Source organism: Corynebacterium tardum (assembly GCF_046717785.1).
Lineage (GTDB): Bacteria > Actinomycetota > Actinomycetes > Mycobacteriales > Mycobacteriaceae > Corynebacterium.
This window is the reverse complement of the sequence record NZ_CP177104.1, coordinates 1,862,183-1,878,434: the sequence shown is the minus strand read 5'-3', so window position 1 is coordinate 1,878,434 and position 16,252 is coordinate 1,862,183. Positions and strand designations below refer to the sequence as shown.

Sequence of the window (16,252 nt, the reverse complement as noted above, 5' to 3'; positions counted from 1 at the left end):
CAGCGTGACCGCTCACAGTGCGCACAGGTGGGGTGAATTGGGGCACCCTCTTCACGGGGTAGGCTGGAGAGTCATGTTCAACCTCTTCCGTCGCAACAGCTCCCGATCTCAACTGCGCCCGCCCCGCGCACCGGGGGAGACCATTCGCGCGGAGGATGCTCAGGAACTTCAGTCCTGGGCCCAGGGGCGAGCGTATGTCGAGGCGTTTGTTGAACCGGAGACTGTGGTTAATGAGATGTCCGTAGTCGTCGTCGATGAGAACGGCGCCTTCATCCGGCGTCGCATCGGCGGGCCGAAGGGCATTGACGCGGTGGCCAAGCTGCTTCGGTGCGATGTCTACGATGTCGAGGAAACCGGCTATCCCCAACGTATGCGCGAGCGTATTGAGCGTGAGCGCATCTTGCGCAAGCGCGAAGAGCAGCGCGAACGCCGCGAGCGCTTCGAACAGCGCCAGCAGCGGAACCAGGGTTAACTAGTCTTCATCGGGGGTTAATCCCGCACGATGGTGGCACCCGCTTCGGCGAGTTCTTCAAGCGCGGCTTCGCCCCGGGAGTCGTCGACAGGCGCGCAGTAGTCCGCCAGAACGCGGACAGTAAAGCCTTCCGTGAGGGCGTCGGTAGCAGTGGCGCGCACGCAGTGATCCGTGGCAATACCGACGATGTCCACGTCCGTGATGCCACGTGCGCGCAACCAATCCGCGAGCGCGGCGCCGTCAGCGGCTCCCTTGAACCCGGAATACGCCGCGGTGTACTCACCTTTGCGGAAGTAGGCCTCCGCCGGCCCGATGGATTCATGCATGGCGGCGCCATAAGAATCAGCCACGCAGCGCACAGGCCACGAATCGACAAAGTCTGGATTCTCAGAGAAGTGGCTTCCTGGGTCGATGTGCCAGTCCTGCGTGGCGACGACAATGTCGTAGCTGGGCTGGAGGGCGCCGATGCGATCAGCTACCTCGTTGCCCCGCTCCGTAGCGAGCGCGCCACCGGGACAGAAATCGTGTTGGACGTCAACGATGATGAGTGCGGGCTTCATGCGTGACAATTCTATACGCTGGGGGTCAATGAAAACACCGATTCCTTTTTACCTACAGAAAATCCTCAACTCCGTACGCGAGGAGGACGGCGGCGAGGTGGCTGACTACATCCCGCAGCTTGCCCAAGCCGACCCAGATCAATTGGGCGTCGCGCTGTGCTCGGTCACGGGCCACCTCTACAGCGCCGGCGATGCGGAGAACCGCTTTACCATCCAGTCCATTTCCAAGCCTTTTGTGTATGCCCTAGCTCTGCAGGAGTTGGGCCTTAATGAGGTCTGCGAGGTCGTCGGCCTCGAGCCTTCCGGGCAGGCGTTTAATGAGCTCTCCTTGGCCAACGATCACCGGCCAGTCAACCCCATGATTAACGCCGGCGCCATCGTGGTTAACCAGCTTATCAACGGCGTGGACTCCTCGGTGGAGGACCGCGTGGAGCGCATCCGTTGCTATGTGTCGAAGTTGGCGGGGCGCGAGGTAGACGTGGACAAGCGCCTGTGTGACTCCGAACTTGAGAACGCCGAACGCAACCTGTCCATCGCCCACATGCTGCGCTCCTACGGCATTATTCAAGACGATGCGCATGACGCAGTGCTGTCTTACGTCTCCCAGTGCGCGCTGTCTATCGACGTGCGCGACCTCGCCGTCATGTCCGCTACCTTGGCCAACGGCGGGCGTCAGCCGGTGACGGGGGAGAAGATCCTGGACGCTGACGTCTGCCGCCTCACGCTCGCGGTGATGAGCTCCTGCGGTATGTACGACGGTGCTGGGCGCTGGATGGCGGAGGTGGGCATTCCCGCCAAGTCCGGCGTGGCCGGTGGTCTCATCGGTACCCTGCCCGGTCAGCTGGGCGTGGCCACGCTGTCGCCGCGCTTGGACGAGCAGGGAAACAGCGTGCGCGGCACCGCCATCTTCCAGGAGCTGTCCTCCGACATGGGGCTGCATCTGATGTCCACGGACAACCGCTTTGGTGTGCACCCGGTGCGCAGCGTGGATGAGGACGACGAGACTGCGATTATCCGCCTGCAGGGTCACATCAACTTCACCGCGACCGAAGCCATCCTCCACGAGCTAGAGGAGCGCCAGTTCTCCGAGAAGCGTCTGGCGCTGGACTTCTCTCAGGTCTCGGGCCTGCACCAGGTGGGTCGGCGCATGCTCAAGGAGGGGCTGCGCCGCCTCAAGGAGGAAGGCAACGAAGTTGCGCTGGTCGACGATAACGGGCTGGTCACCGACCGGGCCATGTCCGACGGCACCGTCCTCCCGCTGGCGGACAAGGAAGACTACGTCATCGCCGGCGAGGAGGTCTGAGCAGCGTGACGCTGCCCAGACATGGGGCCGTATCGATGCCGCTCAGGCGTGATTAGGACTCAGCAATCTCGCGCAGCACGGCCACCACGGTGCGCACCGGAACCCCGGTGGCGCGCTTCGGGGTGTAGCCGCGCGGGGCGGAGCCGTTCCAGGACGGGCCGGCGATATCGATATGCGCCCACTCGATGCCCTCGCCCACGAACTGGCTGAGGTAGGTGCCGGCAAATTCCATGCCGCCTTCGCGCTTGACGTGGATGTTGCGGATGTCTGCCGCCTGGGACTTGAGCTCCTCGTCGTGCTCCTCCAGCAGTGGCATGGCCCAGGCATTCTCTCCCACCTCGCGGCCGATTTCGGCGAGGCGATCGCGGAAGAGCTCGGAGCCCATCACGCCCGCGGTGCGAGCGCCCAGCGCGACGATCTGTGCGCCGGTCAGCGTCGCGGTCTCGATGAGGTAGTCCGGCTTGTCCTCGCTGGCGCGCGCGATGGCGTCGGACAGCACAAGGCGTCCCTCCGCATCGGTGTTGAGGACCTCGGAGGTGATCCCGCCGTAGTGCGTAATGACGTCACCCGGGCGGGTGGCGCCGCCGCCCGGCATGTTCTCCGCCAGCGGCAGGGTAGCGGTGATCTGGACCGGCAGCTTGAGCTTGGCCGCGGCGATGATGGTGGCTGCCATGGAGGCGGAGCCGCCCATGTCAGAAATCATGTCCCACATGCCGTTGCCCGGCTTCAGCGAAATGCCGCCGGTATCGAAGGTGATGCCCTTGCCCACGAGGGCAACGTGCTTCTTCGCCTTCTTCGGCTTCCAGCTCAGGCGTACCAGGCGCGGCGGGCGGGCCGAGCCTTTGCCCACGGCGAGGATGCCGCCGAAGCCCTGCTTCTCCAGCTGCTTTTCATCGAGCACCTCGACGTCGAGCCCGGCGTCCTTAGCCTGTGCGGACAGGAAGGCGGCGTAGGTCTCCGGGTAGAGCTTGTTGGCCGGGGTATTGACCAAGTCGCGGGAGAGAAGGACGGACTCGGCCACGATGCGGGCGGCCTCGAGCTCCTCGCCCGCAGATTTGTCAGCAACCACGACGAAGTGGGCCGGCTGCTGGTCTTCGGAAAGCTCCGAGGAGCGAATGCCGCGGTAGGAGTAGCCGCCGAGGATGAGGCCTTCGACGGCAGCGGACACGCCGAAGTCAGCCACGGTGGTGACGATGGTTCCCACTCCCGCGGTAGCGCGGGCGGCGGTGCCGGCGGCGCGGCGCAGAGCCTCGTCATCGAGTGCCTCGACATCTCCCAAGCCCAGCGCGATAACCTGCGCGGCACCCGCCTTCTGCGGAGCGGGGACCTTCACGATTTCCCCGGCCTTGCCCGTAGCGCCCACGGCGGCGAGGGCCTCATACGTCGAGCGCAGCGCGGAAGAACCGAGCAGGGAGGTGCCCGGCACCTCCAGACCGTCTTCGCCCGTGAAGGTGGCGATCAGCAGGGCGTCTGCCTGCTTGGGGGCCTTCTTGGCCAGCTCAACGGTGGGGAAAGCGCCGCGTGCGGGCAGTTCGAACGTGGAAGAAGCCACGATGTCCTCCTTGAGAAAGTGACAATGGGATACTCCTCACACAGTACCCGGGGCAGTGGCAGCCGCCGCGAGTGGTTGTACTGCAAGGGGTCGAACCGCGCATATTTCTGCATCTCTATAGGCGGGTAGGGGGTACGCTGTGAGGCATGTTGAATTACACCGTGACGCGAACTGATACCCCCACCTCCCCGGAGCGCCTGCAGGAGATCCTGGCAGACCCGGGCTTTGGCAAGTACTTCACCGACCACATGGTGACGATTGACTGGACGGAGGAGAAGGGCTGGCACGACGCGCAGGTGCGCCCCTACGCTCCGTTTAGCATGGAACCGGCCTCCACCGTCTTCCACTACGGCCAGGCCATCTTCGAGGGCATCAAGGCCTACCGCCAGCCCGATGGCAGCATTGCTTCCTTCCGTCCGGATCAGAATGCGCAGCGCCTGCAGAACTCTGCGCAGCGTATGGCCATGCCGGAGCTGCCGGAAGAGGAATTCGTGGAGTCCCTGCGCCAGCTTGCCGCGGTTGACCAGGACTGGGTCCCCGAGGCCGGTGGCGAGGCAGCCCTGTACTTCCGTCCCTTCATGATTGCCACGGATGTCTCCCTCGGCGTGCACCCGGCGCACTCCTACCGCTATGTGGTCATTGCCTCTCCGGCGGGCTCGTACTTCTCCGGCGGCATCAAGCCGGTGTCCGTCTGGCTGTCTACGGACTATGTCCGCGCCGCACCGGGCGGCACCGGTGCCGCGAAGTTCGCCGGCAACTACGCAGCCTCCCTGCTGGCGCAGGCGCAGGCAGCGGAGAAGGGCTGCGACCAGGTGGTGTGGCTGGATGCCATCGATCGCACCTATATCGAGGAAATGGGTGGCATGAACCTGGCCTTCATCTACGGCGAGGAGGGTGACCAGACCCTGGTCACCCCGGCGCTGTCGGGCTCCCTGCTGCCGGGCATTACCCGCAAGTCCCTGCTGCAGGTGGCAGAGGATATGGGGCTGAAGGTGGAAGAGCGCCGCATTTGCTATAAGGAGTGGGAGCAGGACGTTGCCTCCGGCGCGATGACGGAGGCCTTCGCCTGCGGTACCGCCGCTGTGATCACCCCGGTGGGCCACGTTATGGGCACTGACGTGGGCTTCCACGTCAACAACAACGAGGCCGGTGCGACGACCATGGCGCTGCGCGAGCGCCTCACGGGCATTCAGCACGGCGCCGTGGAGGATACCCACGGCTGGCTGCACACTCTGGTGCCGGCTCAGTAAGAGCTACTGCTGGGCAGCTAGGCAAGCTCGGCGGCAAGCCGCACCAGCGGCAGGGCCGCGAGCGCGCCGAGGGGGTGTCCGGCGCGGAGATCCAATTCGAGAAGCGGGGTCAGCCCCAGCTCCTTGAGCGCGAGGGCGTACGCCGGCTCGGGGGAGGAGCTGCCGGCCCGCAGCCAGCCTTTCACGCCGGGGGCGCTGCGTTCGGCAAGGACGGCGGCGGTGGCGGCAAGGGGGCCGTCGATCAGCACGGGCGTGCGGCGCGCGGTGGCCTGGGCAATAAAGCCGATAAGTGCCGCCAGACTCGGGGAGCCGATGGTTTGCACGACCTCCCAGCCCTCTAGGTTGCGGGCGCGGAACATGGCATCGCGCACAACGGCCACGCGGGCCTTCCACATGTCATCTGTGACGCCGCCGCCGGTGCGCGTGCCCAGGATCGCCACCGGCTCCGTGTGGGTGATGCGGCCGAGGACGGCCGCGGCGACGGTCTCGCTGCCAATGCCTACATCGGAAGTAATGAGCAGGTCCGCGCCGGAATCCACTTCGCGGTCCGCGGCCTGCATGCCCAGCGTGACATGGTGTTCTAGATCCTCCGGGGACATGGCCGGGGAGGAATCAATCGCCGCGGACGGGGAGCAGTCAATGATGTCGAGGCCGACCTCCGCGCGGTGCGCCGCAGTCGTGAGGTTGTCCTTCCACCGCGCCACGTCCTCCTCGTCATAGGGACCAATAGCGGCGCCGTCAGTCGAGGGCTGCGCAATCCCGTGCGCGCCCGCAAAGACGATGGCGCGCGCCCGTGCTACGGGGGCGGCGTGCTCGGCGTCCTGGGCAGCAGCCAACCATGCAGCAATGTCCCCGAGGCGTCCGAACTCCTCGTTCGTGGGCTCAACAGGATGCAGCTGGGGAACAGCGGTGAATTCAGGCATGGTCAGCTCCCTGGTGTAGGTGGGTGATTTTTCTAGACGGTGGCGCCGCGCTCCACCTGCGGGCGCGGGGTGCGCCACTTGCGCGGCTGAGTAGCGCGGGAGTAGGCGTAGAAGCCCAGCCCGAAACCAGCCTCCGTGGTGCCCGGGAACTTCAGGCGTACCGCGTTGTTGCACTTGCGGGAAAGCCAGAAGCCCTCGACGGCAAAGACCACAATGCAGATCATGGCCACGATGGAGACGATGTTGGACAGGTTCGGGTTGCTGGCGCTGACGAACATGAGCACAAACAGCACAACGGCAAAGAGCATGACCCACTCGTTGAGGAAGCGGCGTGAATCTACCCAGTTGCGCACGTAGCGGCGCACATCGCCCTTATCGCGGGCGAGGAGGTAGCGCTCGTCGCCCGCCGCCATGCGCTCCTGGGCCTCGTTGTTGCGCGCGCGGTTTTCTTCGCGCTCCTTGCGCTTGTAGGCCTTCCACTCCTCCTTGGACATGGAGGCCTTAAGCTCCTTGCGGTGCTGGTAGCGCTGCGCGTCGGACATACCGTGCGGATCGCGCTTGACGCCGCGAGCAATCTCCTGCGCATCGCGCTTCGGGGTAGGGCGGCCCTTGGGCGGGGTGTAGCCCTTGCGGTGCGGTTTCTCGGCGGCGGTTTTCTGCTCCGGTGCCGGCGTGTGCTCAGCAGCGGAGGCGTTCTTGTCGTCTTTTTGCCACGGAAGTTTCACGCTGTTTAGCGTACAAGGTTGCCCCGACAAACTGGGAATGGGGCCACGCTAGTGGCGCCGGAAAGTGCTGGAAACAGGCCCGGCGAATGGACCCGGCAGTGTCGCCGGGAATAGCACCGGTAATAGCCCTGGGAATACAGCGGCGGAGCAGGCGGTTGCACGTAGGTGACACGACAATAGTGAGCTGGGCATCCTTTATTCCTTGTGTGCAAGGGGGTAGGGTAGTGACCAGAAAATTCCGTACATATTAGAGGAGAAACTATGACCGCTCCCGCGTCTGCAACCGGAGTTATCCTGACCGAGGCCGCTGCCGCCAAGGCAAAGTCCCTGCTTGAGCAGGAAGGCCGAGACGATCTGTCCCTGCGTATCGCCGTCCAGCCGGGCGGTTGCGCCGGCCTGCGTTACCAGCTGTATTTCGACGACCGCACCCTCGATGGCGACAAGGTTGACACCATCGGCGGCGTGAACCTGGTCGTGGACAAGATGTCCATCCCGTACCTCACCGGCGCCAAGATTGACTTCGCTGACACTATTGAGGCACAGGGCTTCACCATCGATAACCCGAATGCCGGCGGCTCCTGCGCCTGCGGTGATTCCTTCAACTAAACAGGAATCACAATTAAAGCCCTCGCCGTAATGGCGAGGGCTTTTCTCATTCCGGTAAGGAGCGCTTAAAGCTTCACCGGATAGTCGCGCTGCTCAATCTGCGGGTCGATGCGGTTTTCCACAAAGATGCCGTGCCAGATCATAAAGGACAGCACGGTCCACAGGCGGCGGGAGTGATCGGAGACGCCATCGCGGTGCTCCTTGAGCATCTCGAGGACCTCCTTCTTATTGAAGATGTCCTCAGTCTGAGACTCAGTGATCTGGTCCTGGGCCCAGCCGTAGAGCTCATCCCCGGCCAGCCAGTGGCGCATCGGAACCGGGAAGCCCAGCTTCTTGCGATGCAGCACGTGCGGCGGAACAATCTGCTCCATGGCCTTGCGCAGGGCGTACTTGGTGGTGCCATGGGAAATCTTGAGGTCGTGCGGAATGGTCTCCGCCACCTTGAAGACTTCCTTGTCCAGGAACGGCACGCGCAGCTCCAGCGAGTTGGCCATGTTCATCTTGTCGGCCTTGACCAGGATGTCTCCGCGCATCCACGTGAACAGGTCCAGGTGCTGCATGCGGGCCACCGGATCAAAGTCCTGGGACTGCGCATAAATCGGCGCGGTGACCTCGCGGTGGTCCCACTCGCGCTTGGCCCAGGGCAGGACTCGCTGCAGCTGCTCAAAGTTGAAGGAGCGAGCGTTGCCGTAGTAGCGCTCCTCCATGGTCATGGAGCCACGGTTGAGCAGGGACTTGCCCTTCATTCCTTCGGGAAGCACCTGCGACAGCTTGCCCAGCCCCTGGCGAAGAGGGGAGGGGATCTTTTCAAACGGGGCCAGGGACAGCGGCTCCTTGTAGATGGTGTAGCCGCCGAAGAGCTCGTCGGCGCCCTCACCAGAGAGCACCACCTTGACGTGCTTGCGGGCCTCCTGGGCCACGAAGTACAGCGGCACCAGGGAGGGGTCTGCCACGGGATTGTCCAGGTACCACATGATCTTCGGTACCGCGTCGGCGTATTCCTCGGGGGAGACGATCTTGACGATGTGATCCACTCCGATTGCTGCTGCGGATTCAGCAGCCACGTCCACCTCGGAGTAGCCCTCGCGCTCGAAGCCGGTGGTAAACGTGAGCAAATCTGGGTTGTGGCGCTTGGCCAGGGCGGCGATGGCGGTGGAGTCAATACCGCCGGAGAGGAAGGAACCGACGGTCACATCGGCGCGCATGTGCTTCTCGACGCTATCCTCCAGCGCCCGTGCGATCTTGTCGAAGAGCTGCTGCTCTTCTCCCTGCTTCACCGGTTTAACGGGGAAGCGGGGCTTGAAGTAGCGGGAGTTGTGCACCGTACCGCCTGGGGTGAGGGTGACACTGGAGCCAGACTCCACGCGGCGAATGTTGGCGTGCAGGGATTCCGGCTCCGGCACGTACTGCAGGTCGGTGTAGTGCTCGATGGCGCGCTTATCAAGGCTCAAGTCTAGACCCAGGGACTCCGCCATGCTGAGGATGCACTTCATCTCCGAGGCGAAAACCGTGCCCTTATCGGTGGTGGCGTAGTACAGCGGCTTGATGCCGAACTGGTCGCGCGCGGCGAACATCGTCTTGGTCTCGGTATCCCAGATGACAAAACCGAACATGCCGCGCAGGTGCTCGACCACGTCCTTGCCCCAGTGGTGGTAGCCCACCACGATGGGCTCGCCGTCGCCCTCGGTGCCGAAGGAATAGCCGGCGGCGGACAGCTCCTCGCGCAATTCCACGTAGTTGTAGATCTCGCCATTGAAGGTCAGGGCGTAGCGCTCCGGGTTGTCCTCCGGGCCCCAGCGCAGGGGCTGATTGGAGTGCTCGAGATCAATGATGGAGAGGCGGTTGAAGCCGAATGCGGCGTCCTCATCGTGCCAGGTGCCCGCTGCATCGGGGCCGCGGTGGCGCATGCAGGTCAAAGACTGCTCCAGGGCCGCCAGATGCTGGGCGGCGTTGTGCTCAGCGCTCAAAAACGCGCAAAGTCCGCACATAAACTTGTTACTCCTTATATATGCAGGTTCGTCTGGCACACACTTTACGGTTCCGCCCCGACATTCGGCGAACCCCGCGCCGCGTTCCCCGTTAGGGTGCGAACTTTCGGTTGATGAGATGGTCTTGGCCTTGTGAATTGGATCATAGGCAAATGGGGGCAAGTGGGGGAGCCGGCGTGATCTTGCGCAGGTGGGCCGGTAACATGCCATCCGTTCAGTATTTATAGGGCGCTTTCAGCCTCTATCCAGGCTGCTGAAAAGGTCTGAGATTCGAGGTTGATCCACTATCCTGATTGGATAGGAATGCTCTGTGAGTATTCGAGAAGTTTGTGTGCACAGAAAGGCAGAACACACGTGGGACAGCGTAAACAACGCAACCTCGCCCGTAAGGCAGGCCTAGCGGGCGTTATCGCTCTGGGCGGCTTCGCACTGGCTGGTTGTGACGTCGCAGCTCCGACCGCCGTGGAGAACCTCCTCGGCTTCGGTTGGCCGAAGGGTATTACCCCTGAGGCGCACTCGATGTACAACTTCTGGATCTGGGTCTGGGTTGCTGCCTGGATCGTCGGCTTCACCATGTGGGGCCTGTTCCTGACCGCCATCTTCCGCTGGAGCGCGAAGAAGGCCAAGAAGGACGGCAAGGGTGAATTCCCGAAGCAGCTGCAGTACAACGTGCCGCTGGAGATGGCCCTGACCATCATCCCGGTCATCATCATTATGGTGCTCTTCTTCTTCACCGTGCAGGCACAGCAGAAGGTCACCGCCCTGGATAAGAACCCTGAGGTGACCGTGGACGTCACCGCTTACCAGTGGAACTGGAAGTTCGGTTACGCCGAGAACAAGGTTGACGGCGAGAACTACGAGGGTGCCGACACTGAGCGCCAGGAGCTGGCTGAGAAGAGCGCTCACGACCCGGAGGGCGTTCCGAACGCTAACCCGATTCACGGCAAGTCCACCGGTGACATCTCCTACCTGAACTTCAACAAGATTGAGACCGTGGGTACCACCGAGGAGATTCCGGTTCTGGTTCTCCCGGCTGACACTCCGATTGAGTTCCGCCTCGCGTCCGGTGACGTCTCCCACGCCTTCTGGGTTCCGGAGTTCCTGTTCAAGCGCGACGTCTACGCTCACCCGGAGAACAACGCTCAGGAGCGTCGCTTCCAGATTGAGAAGATTGAGGAGAAGGGCGCATTCGTCGGCCGCTGTGCCGAGATGTGCGGTACCTACCACTCCATGATGAACTTCGAGATTCGCGTTGTGGACCGTGCGGACTTCAACCAGTACCTCAAGTTCCGTGAGAACAACCCGGAGGCCACCAACGCCGAGGCTCTCGAGCACATCGGTCAGGAGCCGTACGCAGTCACCACGTCTCCGTTCAACTCCCAGCGCGATACCCGCGATGCCGACAACTTCGTTGACACCGCCGACGCGGCATAAGAAAAGGAACTGATTCACAATGCGTGCAACATCTAAGGTCTTCTACTCCATTGCGACCTACCTCTTCGTGTCGCTCATCGTTTACGTCCTCGGCGTGAACTTCGTAAAGGATGACGGCTACCTGTACGGCCCCGAGTGGGTTGGCATCGTGGGCATGATCCTCTCCGTGGTGCTCTGCATCATGCTTGGCGGCTACCTGCAGTTCACCGATAACCGCGTGGACGTTGTCCCGGAGGATTGGGAAGAGGCGGAAACTGAGGACGGCGCTGGTATCCTCGGCTTCTTCTCCCCGAGCTCCATCTGGCCGCTGGCCATGACCGGCTCCATCGCCGTTCTTGGTTTGGGCGTCATCTTCCTGTACTACTGGCTCATCGCCCTGGGTGCAGTGCTGCTCGTCACTTCCGTGACCGGCCTGTCCCTGCAGTATGGCCTGCCGAAGGAAAAGCACTAAGGCACTAAGCCTTCCGCTCTGCGGCGCGTGAGCCGCACACGACTTCTTCCGCCTCCGTTTCCCACTGTGTTGGGGAGCGGAGGTTTGTCGGTTTTAAGGCGTCGCAATGTGGGCGAAAAAGTTCCCGCGCAATCGAAAGTTTTCTGGGGTGGGGGAGTCGCTGGGATGGTGGGCGATGCTTAACGACGTCCCCTGCCACCAATCTCAGCACGTTATCGACGGTTTTCCGCGGGGGTCAACCGAAAGTTGCAATCCAGCGGGTTCGGGGCGCTGCGCCTTGTGATTTATCTCATTGATGGAACTGCACTAAAAGCTTGCGTTTTGTGGCCGACGGCGGTGGGGCAGGAAGGTCTCCGCGTACGAGTTGGTTGGAGAGGTGCGCTACCTGCATCGATGGGGCGTCGGAAAGCGCGCGTAAAAGTTCCCGCAACATTTTGTCGTGCTGATCTCGCCGTCTACCTGTGAGTAGGTTGGGAAAGGATATGGTGCAGGCTCAAAAAGCGGGGGGAATTGAGATGACTTATGGGCTTTGACCGGCCATACTGTTATGCGTGACGAGCGTAGTTTCTAACCAAGGTATGGCAGCATCACGTGTTGCCGCGCTGAACCGACCCAACATGGTCAGCGTCGGCACCATCGTGTTCCTGTCTCAGGAATTGATGTTCTTTGCTGGACTGTTCGCGATGTGGTTCACCTCGCGTGCGAACGGCCAGGAGGGCGACTGGGCAGAGCACACCGCGCACATCAACGTGCCGATGGGCTTCATCATTACGACTGTCCTGGTCCTTTCCTCCGTGACCTCTCAGTTCGGCGTGTTTGCAGCAGAAAGGGGTGACGTATACAAGCTCCGACTCTGGTACTCGGTGACCCTCGCGTTGGGTGTTGTCTTCTTGGGCATCATGGCCTTCGAGTGGTCAGAGTTGATCATGGAAGGTGTGACGGTTCAGTCCTCCGTGTTTGGTTCGGTCTTCTACATTCTGACCGGTTTCCACGCGGCGCACGTGACTGCGGGTCTGATTTCCTTCGGAATCATCTTGGCGCGTATCAGCCGTTCCAAGTTCACGCCGGCACAGGCAACCGCGGCAATGGCAGTGTCCTACTACTGGCACTTCGTTGACGTTGTCTGGATTGGCGTGTTCGTAGTCATCTACCTAGTTCAGTAGGCCGTAGGCGCCGGAGCTTCCGGCCTACAGCCATTCATTTCCGTGTACGAGTTATCTAAAGGAAAATGATGGATAACATCCAGCAGCCCGCCGCAGTGGAGGAGACCACTGCCGCGGCTAAGAAGACCCGCCGTCGCCGCAAGGCGAAGCGCACGCTTGCTGGCGTCTTCGCACTGAGCATCGGTCTCACCGGTGCTGGTGTCTTGGCTTCCGCCTTGACCCCGGACGCTCAGGTGGCTACCGCTGCCAGGGATGACCAGGCCCTCGTTCAAGAGGGTAAGGACATCTACGAAGTCGCTTGTATCACCTGCCACGGCGCGAACCTCCAGGGAATCCAGGACCGCGGTCCGTCCCTCGTCGGTATTGGTGCCGGTTCCGTGTACTTCCAGGTGCACTCCGGCCGTATGCCGATGATGTCCAACGACGCTCAGGCTGAGCGCAAGACCCCGCGCTACACCGAGCAGCAGACGCTGGCTCTGGCAGCCTACGTGGCTGCCAACGGTGGCGGCGCTGACATCGTCTACAACGAGGACGGAACTGTTGCGCAGGAGTCCCTGCGCGGCGCGAACTACAACGGCCAGATTCAGGCCGAGGACGTGGCGAAGGGCTCCGAGCTCTTCCGCATGAACTGCGCGTCCTGCCACAATTTCACCGGCCAGGGCGGCGCGCTGTCCTCCGGTAAGTTTGCTCCGGAGCTTGGACCTGCTAGCGAGCAGGAGATCTACCAGGCCATGCTGACCGGCCCGCAGAACATGCCGAAGTTCTCCGACCGTCAGCTGACCGCGGACGAGAAGAAGGACATCATCGCCTACCTCAAGTCCGCGAAGGAAACCCCGTCTCCGGCCGGCTGGGACCTGGGCGGTCTCGGCCCGGTGGCTGAGGGTCTCGCAATGTGGATCATTGGCATCAGCCTTCTGTGCGTTGCCGCAATGTGGATTGGATCTCGCTCATGAGCAACGTAAAAAAGAATTACTCTCGCAAAGAGCTCGATGCTATGAGCAACGACGAGCTCGCCGCTCTCGGTACCGAGCTTGATGACGTGACCGTTGCGTTCCGCAAGGAGCGCTTCCCGGTTGAGGGCGACCCCGCTGAAAAGCGCGCCGCCGGCAACATCACCGTGTGGCTGCTCATTTCGGTCCTGATGGGTATCGCCTTCTTGGGCGTGTACCTGTTCTGGCCGTGGCAGTACAAGATGCTGGGGGAGGACGGCCTGTGGCTGCACACCCTCTACACCCCGCTTCTCGGCCTGACCGCCGGGCTGTGCATTCTGGGTCTTGGCTTTGCCATCGTTCAGTACGTGAAGAAGATTCTGCCGGAAGAGATTTCCGTGCAGCGTCGCCACGACGGTCCTTCTGAGGAAGTTGATCGCCGTACCCTCACCGCTCTGCTGAATGACTCCTGGAACACCTCCACTCTGGGTCGCCGCAAGACCATCATGGGTCTGCTCGGCGGCGCTGGCGTTCTCTTCGGTCTGACCGTGATTGCTCCGCTCGGCGGCGCAATCAACAACCCGTGGAAGAAGCGCCACGACCTCGACTACGCCGGCGACGGCACCCTGTGGACCTCCGGCTGGACCATGCACGAGAAGGGCGTCAAGCTCTACCTCGCACGTGACACCGGCACCATCGCTGAAAAGCACGAGGGCGAGTCTGGCTCGCACTACACCACCCGTGGCCTTGCCCGCCTGGTGCGTGTGCGCCCGGAGGACCTGGCCGCCGGCGGCATGGAGACTGTCTTCCCGCTCGCTGAGGAAGACGTCAACGATGGCGCCCAGTGGTCCGAGGAGAAGGATGTCTACGAGAATCACATGCACTCCATTCATGGAAACCGCAACGCTGTGATGCTCATCCGCCTGCGCAACGACGATGCCAAGAAGGCTATCGAGCGTCAGGGCCAGGAGGACTTCCACTACGGCAACTACTACGCCTACTCCAAGATTTGTACGCACATTGGCTGCCCGACTTCTCTGTACGAGGCGCAGACCAACCGCATTCTCTGCCCATGCCACCAGTCGCAGTTCGACGCGCTGCACTACGGCAAGCCGGTCTTCGGCCCGGCCGCCCGTGCTCTGCCGCAGCTGCCGATCGAGGTGGACGACGAGGGCTACCTCGTTGCCAAGGGCAACTTCATCGAGCCCGTCGGACCTGCATTCTGGGAGCGTAAGTCATAATGAGTAACAAACTTGCCAAGATGGGCAACAACATGGACGAGCGGTACTCCGCTGCCGGCGTCCTGCGTACCCAGCTAAACAAAGTCTTTCCCACCCACTGGTCCTTCATGCTTGGTGAGATGGCGCTGTACAGCTTCATCATCCTGCTGTTGACCGGTATCTACCTCGCGCTGTTCTTCGACCCGTCTATCACGAAGGTCATTTACGACGGCGCCTACACCCCGCTGAACGGCGTCGAGATGTCTCGCGCCTACGCCACCGCACTGGATCTGTCCTTTGAGGTTCGCGGCGGACTGTTCGTTCGCCAGATGCACCACTGGGCAGCCCTGATGTTCATGATGTCCATGGTGGCTCACATGCTGCGCATCTTCTTCACCGGCGCGTTCCGCCGCCCGCGTGAAGCAAACTGGATCATCGGTTGCGCGCTCATCCTGCTGGGCATGATCGAGGGCTTCCTCGGTTACTCCCTCCCGGATGACCTGCTCTCCGGCGTTGGTCTGCGCATTATGTCCGCCATCATCCTCGGCCTGCCGATCGTCGGCACCTGGCTGCACTGGGCCATCTTCGGCGGCGACTTCCCGTCCGACCTGATGCTGGATCGTTTCTACATCCTGCACGTGCTGGTTATCCCGGGCATCATCCTGGGCCTCATCGCGGCCCACCTCATCATGGTTTGGTTCCAGAAGCACACCCAGTTCCCGGGACCGGGCCGCGCAGAGAACAACGTCGTTGGCGTTCGCATCATGCCGGTCTTCGCCACCAAGGCAATCGGCATGGGCATGATGGTCGCTGGCGTGCTGGCGCTCATCTCCGGTCTGCTGACCATCAACGCCATCTGGACGCTTGGACCGTACAACCCGTCGCAGGTCTCCGCTGGTTCCCAGCCGGATATCTACATGCTGTGGACTGATGGTGTCGCCCGTGTCATGCCGGCATGGGAGCTCTACTTGGGCAACTACACCATCCCGTCCGCGTTCTGGGTAGCACTGCTCTGTGGCCTTATGGTCATCCTGCTGTTCGCTTACCCGTTCATTGAGAAGAAGCTGACGGGCGACGACGCTCACCACAACCTGCTGCAGCGTCCGCGCGACGTGCCGGTACGTTCCGCGATCGGCGCGATGGCCATCACCTTCTTCCTGCTGGTCACCCTGTCCGGTGGTAACGACCACGTGGCTCACTTCTTCCAGATCTCGCTGAACGCCATGACCTGGGTTGGCCGCATCGGTCTAATCGTTCTGCCCCCGATTGCCTACTTCCTGACCTACCGCATCTGCGTTGGTCTGCAGCGCTCCGACCGCGAGGTGCTGGAGCACGGCATCGAGACCGGCGTTATCAAGCAGCTGCCGAACGGTGCCTTCATCGAGGTTCACCAGCCGCTCGGCCCGGTGGACGAGCACGGCCACCCGGTCCCGCTGGAGTACGCGGGTGCACAGGTTCCGAAGCAGCTCAACCAGCTCGGCTTCGCCGACTCCGAGACCCAGGGCATCTTCGCTCCGGACGATCCGGCACTCATGTCTCGTGTCCACGAGATTCATGAGGAGAACCACCGCGAGGAGGCGGACATGTACCGCAACCTCAACGCCGCGAATATCCGCGACGATGAAGAGAATGGCCGCATCTAGCGCCAGTTCCTTCTGAAACACGCTCACAAGGCC

At 62.3% G+C, this 16,252-nt stretch carries 15 protein-coding genes; 10 read left to right on the top strand and 5 right to left on the bottom strand.

The annotated features are described in order from the left end of the window. Positions 1–73 precede the first annotated feature (73 nt). Positions 74–472: an oxidoreductase gene (locus ACLI1P_RS09000; protein WP_296131143.1), complete on the top strand. Its 399-nt coding sequence runs from the start codon at positions 74–76 to the stop codon at positions 470–472. Positions 473–489: 17 nt separating this feature from the next. Here ACLI1P_RS09000 and ACLI1P_RS08995 read toward each other — a convergent pair whose 3' ends face one another. After that, positions 490–1,032, bottom strand: a complete 543-nt coding sequence (locus ACLI1P_RS08995) for an isochorismatase family protein (protein WP_411708616.1) — start codon at positions 1,030–1,032, stop codon at positions 490–492. A gap of 28 nt (positions 1,033–1,060) precedes the next feature. Here ACLI1P_RS08995 and ACLI1P_RS08990 point away from each other — a divergent pair, with 28 nt between their 5' ends. After that, positions 1,061–2,335, top strand: coding sequence for a glutaminase (locus ACLI1P_RS08990; protein ID WP_411708615.1), 1,275 nt, complete (start codon positions 1,061–1,063; stop codon positions 2,333–2,335). 52 nt (positions 2,336–2,387) lie between these two features. Here ACLI1P_RS08990 and ACLI1P_RS08985 read toward each other — a convergent pair whose 3' ends face one another. Continuing rightward, complete coding sequence (locus ACLI1P_RS08985) at positions 2,388–3,887, bottom strand: leucyl aminopeptidase (protein WP_411708614.1); 1,500 nt, start codon at positions 3,885–3,887, stop codon at positions 2,388–2,390. Positions 3,888–4,033: 146 nt separating this feature from the next. Here ACLI1P_RS08985 and ACLI1P_RS08980 point away from each other — a divergent pair, with 146 nt between their 5' ends. Continuing rightward, positions 4,034–5,137, top strand: a complete 1,104-nt coding sequence (locus tag ACLI1P_RS08980) for a branched-chain amino acid aminotransferase (RefSeq protein WP_411708613.1) — start codon at positions 4,034–4,036, stop codon at positions 5,135–5,137. A gap of 17 nt (positions 5,138–5,154) precedes the next feature. Here the strand turns inward: ACLI1P_RS08980 and ACLI1P_RS08975 are convergent, their stop codons facing one another. Together ACLI1P_RS08975 and ACLI1P_RS08970 are read right to left on the bottom strand one after the other, a co-directional pair. Continuing rightward, on the bottom strand, positions 5,155–6,060 hold the full coding sequence (locus ACLI1P_RS08975) for a nicotinate-nucleotide--dimethylbenzimidazole phosphoribosyltransferase (RefSeq protein ID WP_411708612.1): 906 nt from the start codon (positions 6,058–6,060) through the stop codon (positions 5,155–5,157). Between the two features lie 32 nt (positions 6,061–6,092). Then, on the bottom strand, positions 6,093–6,785 hold the full coding sequence (locus tag ACLI1P_RS08970; RefSeq protein WP_411708611.1) for a DUF3043 domain-containing protein: 693 nt from the start codon (positions 6,783–6,785) through the stop codon (positions 6,093–6,095). A gap of 261 nt (positions 6,786–7,046) precedes the next feature. On the opposite strand from ACLI1P_RS08970, the gene ACLI1P_RS08965 reads away from it, so the two are divergent. Then, positions 7,047–7,391 (top strand): HesB/IscA family protein, encoded by a 345-nt coding sequence (locus tag ACLI1P_RS08965; RefSeq protein ID WP_296131117.1) that lies wholly within the window; start codon positions 7,047–7,049, stop codon positions 7,389–7,391. A gap of 65 nt (positions 7,392–7,456) precedes the next feature. Here ACLI1P_RS08965 and asnB read toward each other — a convergent pair whose 3' ends face one another. Next, positions 7,457–9,379, bottom strand: coding sequence for an asparagine synthase (glutamine-hydrolyzing) (gene asnB / locus ACLI1P_RS08960; RefSeq protein WP_411708610.1), 1,923 nt, complete (start codon positions 9,377–9,379; stop codon positions 7,457–7,459). 354 nt (positions 9,380–9,733) lie between these two features. Between asnB and ACLI1P_RS08955 the strand changes: the two genes are divergently transcribed. The 6 genes from ACLI1P_RS08955 (at position 9,734) to ACLI1P_RS08930 (ending at position 16,219) form a co-directional block, all read left to right on the top strand. Continuing rightward, positions 9,734–10,813: a cytochrome c oxidase subunit II gene (locus ACLI1P_RS08955; RefSeq protein ID WP_306507297.1), complete on the top strand. Its 1,080-nt coding sequence runs from the start codon at positions 9,734–9,736 to the stop codon at positions 10,811–10,813. Positions 10,814–10,832: 19 nt separating this feature from the next. Next, positions 10,833–11,264 carry a cytochrome c oxidase subunit 4 gene (locus ACLI1P_RS08950; RefSeq protein WP_306507298.1) on the top strand — a complete coding sequence of 144 codons (432 nt, stop codon included), beginning with the start codon at positions 10,833–10,835 and terminating at the stop codon, positions 11,262–11,264. Positions 11,265–11,842: 578 nt separating this feature from the next. Then, complete coding sequence (locus tag ACLI1P_RS08945; RefSeq protein WP_296131103.1) at positions 11,843–12,427, top strand: heme-copper oxidase subunit III; 585 nt, start codon at positions 11,843–11,845, stop codon at positions 12,425–12,427. A gap of 65 nt (positions 12,428–12,492) precedes the next feature. Further along, the gene (locus ACLI1P_RS08940; protein ID WP_296131100.1) at positions 12,493–13,380 is read left to right on the top strand and encodes a c-type cytochrome; all 888 of its coding nucleotides are present in this window, start codon (positions 12,493–12,495) and stop codon (positions 13,378–13,380) included. Continuing rightward, on the top strand, positions 13,377–14,597 hold the full coding sequence (locus ACLI1P_RS08935) for a ubiquinol-cytochrome c reductase iron-sulfur subunit (protein ID WP_296131098.1): 1,221 nt from the start codon (positions 13,377–13,379) through the stop codon (positions 14,595–14,597). Before ACLI1P_RS08940 ends, ACLI1P_RS08935 begins: the two co-directional genes overlap by 4 nt. Beyond that, positions 14,597–16,219: a cytochrome b gene (locus ACLI1P_RS08930; RefSeq protein ID WP_296131095.1), complete on the top strand. Its 1,623-nt coding sequence runs from the start codon at positions 14,597–14,599 to the stop codon at positions 16,217–16,219. Before ACLI1P_RS08935 ends, ACLI1P_RS08930 begins: the two co-directional genes overlap by 1 nt. Positions 16,220–16,252: the final 33 nt, after the last annotated feature.

What these genes read in the sequence shown, in the direction of transcription:
- ACLI1P_RS08995 (WP_411708616.1), bottom strand. Translation starts at nt 1,032, where the DNA reads ATGAAGCCCGCACTCATCATCGTTGACGTCCAACACGATTTCTGTCCC.
- ACLI1P_RS08980 (WP_411708613.1), top strand. Translation starts at nt 4,034, where the DNA reads ATGTTGAATTACACCGTGACGCGAACTGATACCCCCACCTCCCCGGAG.
- ACLI1P_RS08945 (WP_296131103.1), top strand. Translation starts at nt 11,843, where the DNA reads ATGGCAGCATCACGTGTTGCCGCGCTGAACCGACCCAACATGGTCAGC.
- ACLI1P_RS08935 (WP_296131098.1), top strand. Translation starts at nt 13,377, where the DNA reads ATGAGCAACGTAAAAAAGAATTACTCTCGCAAAGAGCTCGATGCTATG.
- ACLI1P_RS08930 (WP_296131095.1), top strand. Translation starts at nt 14,597, where the DNA reads ATGAGTAACAAACTTGCCAAGATGGGCAACAACATGGACGAGCGGTAC.
- ACLI1P_RS08940 (WP_296131100.1), top strand. Translation starts at nt 12,493, where the DNA reads ATGATGGATAACATCCAGCAGCCCGCCGCAGTGGAGGAGACCACTGCC.
- ACLI1P_RS08975 (WP_411708612.1), bottom strand. Translation starts at nt 6,060, where the DNA reads ATGCCTGAATTCACCGCTGTTCCCCAGCTGCATCCTGTTGAGCCCACG.
- ACLI1P_RS09000 (WP_296131143.1), top strand. Translation starts at nt 74, where the DNA reads ATGTTCAACCTCTTCCGTCGCAACAGCTCCCGATCTCAACTGCGCCCG.
- ACLI1P_RS08965 (WP_296131117.1), top strand. Translation starts at nt 7,047, where the DNA reads ATGACCGCTCCCGCGTCTGCAACCGGAGTTATCCTGACCGAGGCCGCT.
- asnB (WP_411708610.1), bottom strand. Translation starts at nt 9,379, where the DNA reads ATGTGCGGACTTTGCGCGTTTTTGAGCGCTGAGCACAACGCCGCCCAG.
- ACLI1P_RS08990 (WP_411708615.1), top strand. Translation starts at nt 1,061, where the DNA reads ATGAAAACACCGATTCCTTTTTACCTACAGAAAATCCTCAACTCCGTA.
- ACLI1P_RS08950 (WP_306507298.1), top strand. Translation starts at nt 10,833, where the DNA reads ATGCGTGCAACATCTAAGGTCTTCTACTCCATTGCGACCTACCTCTTC.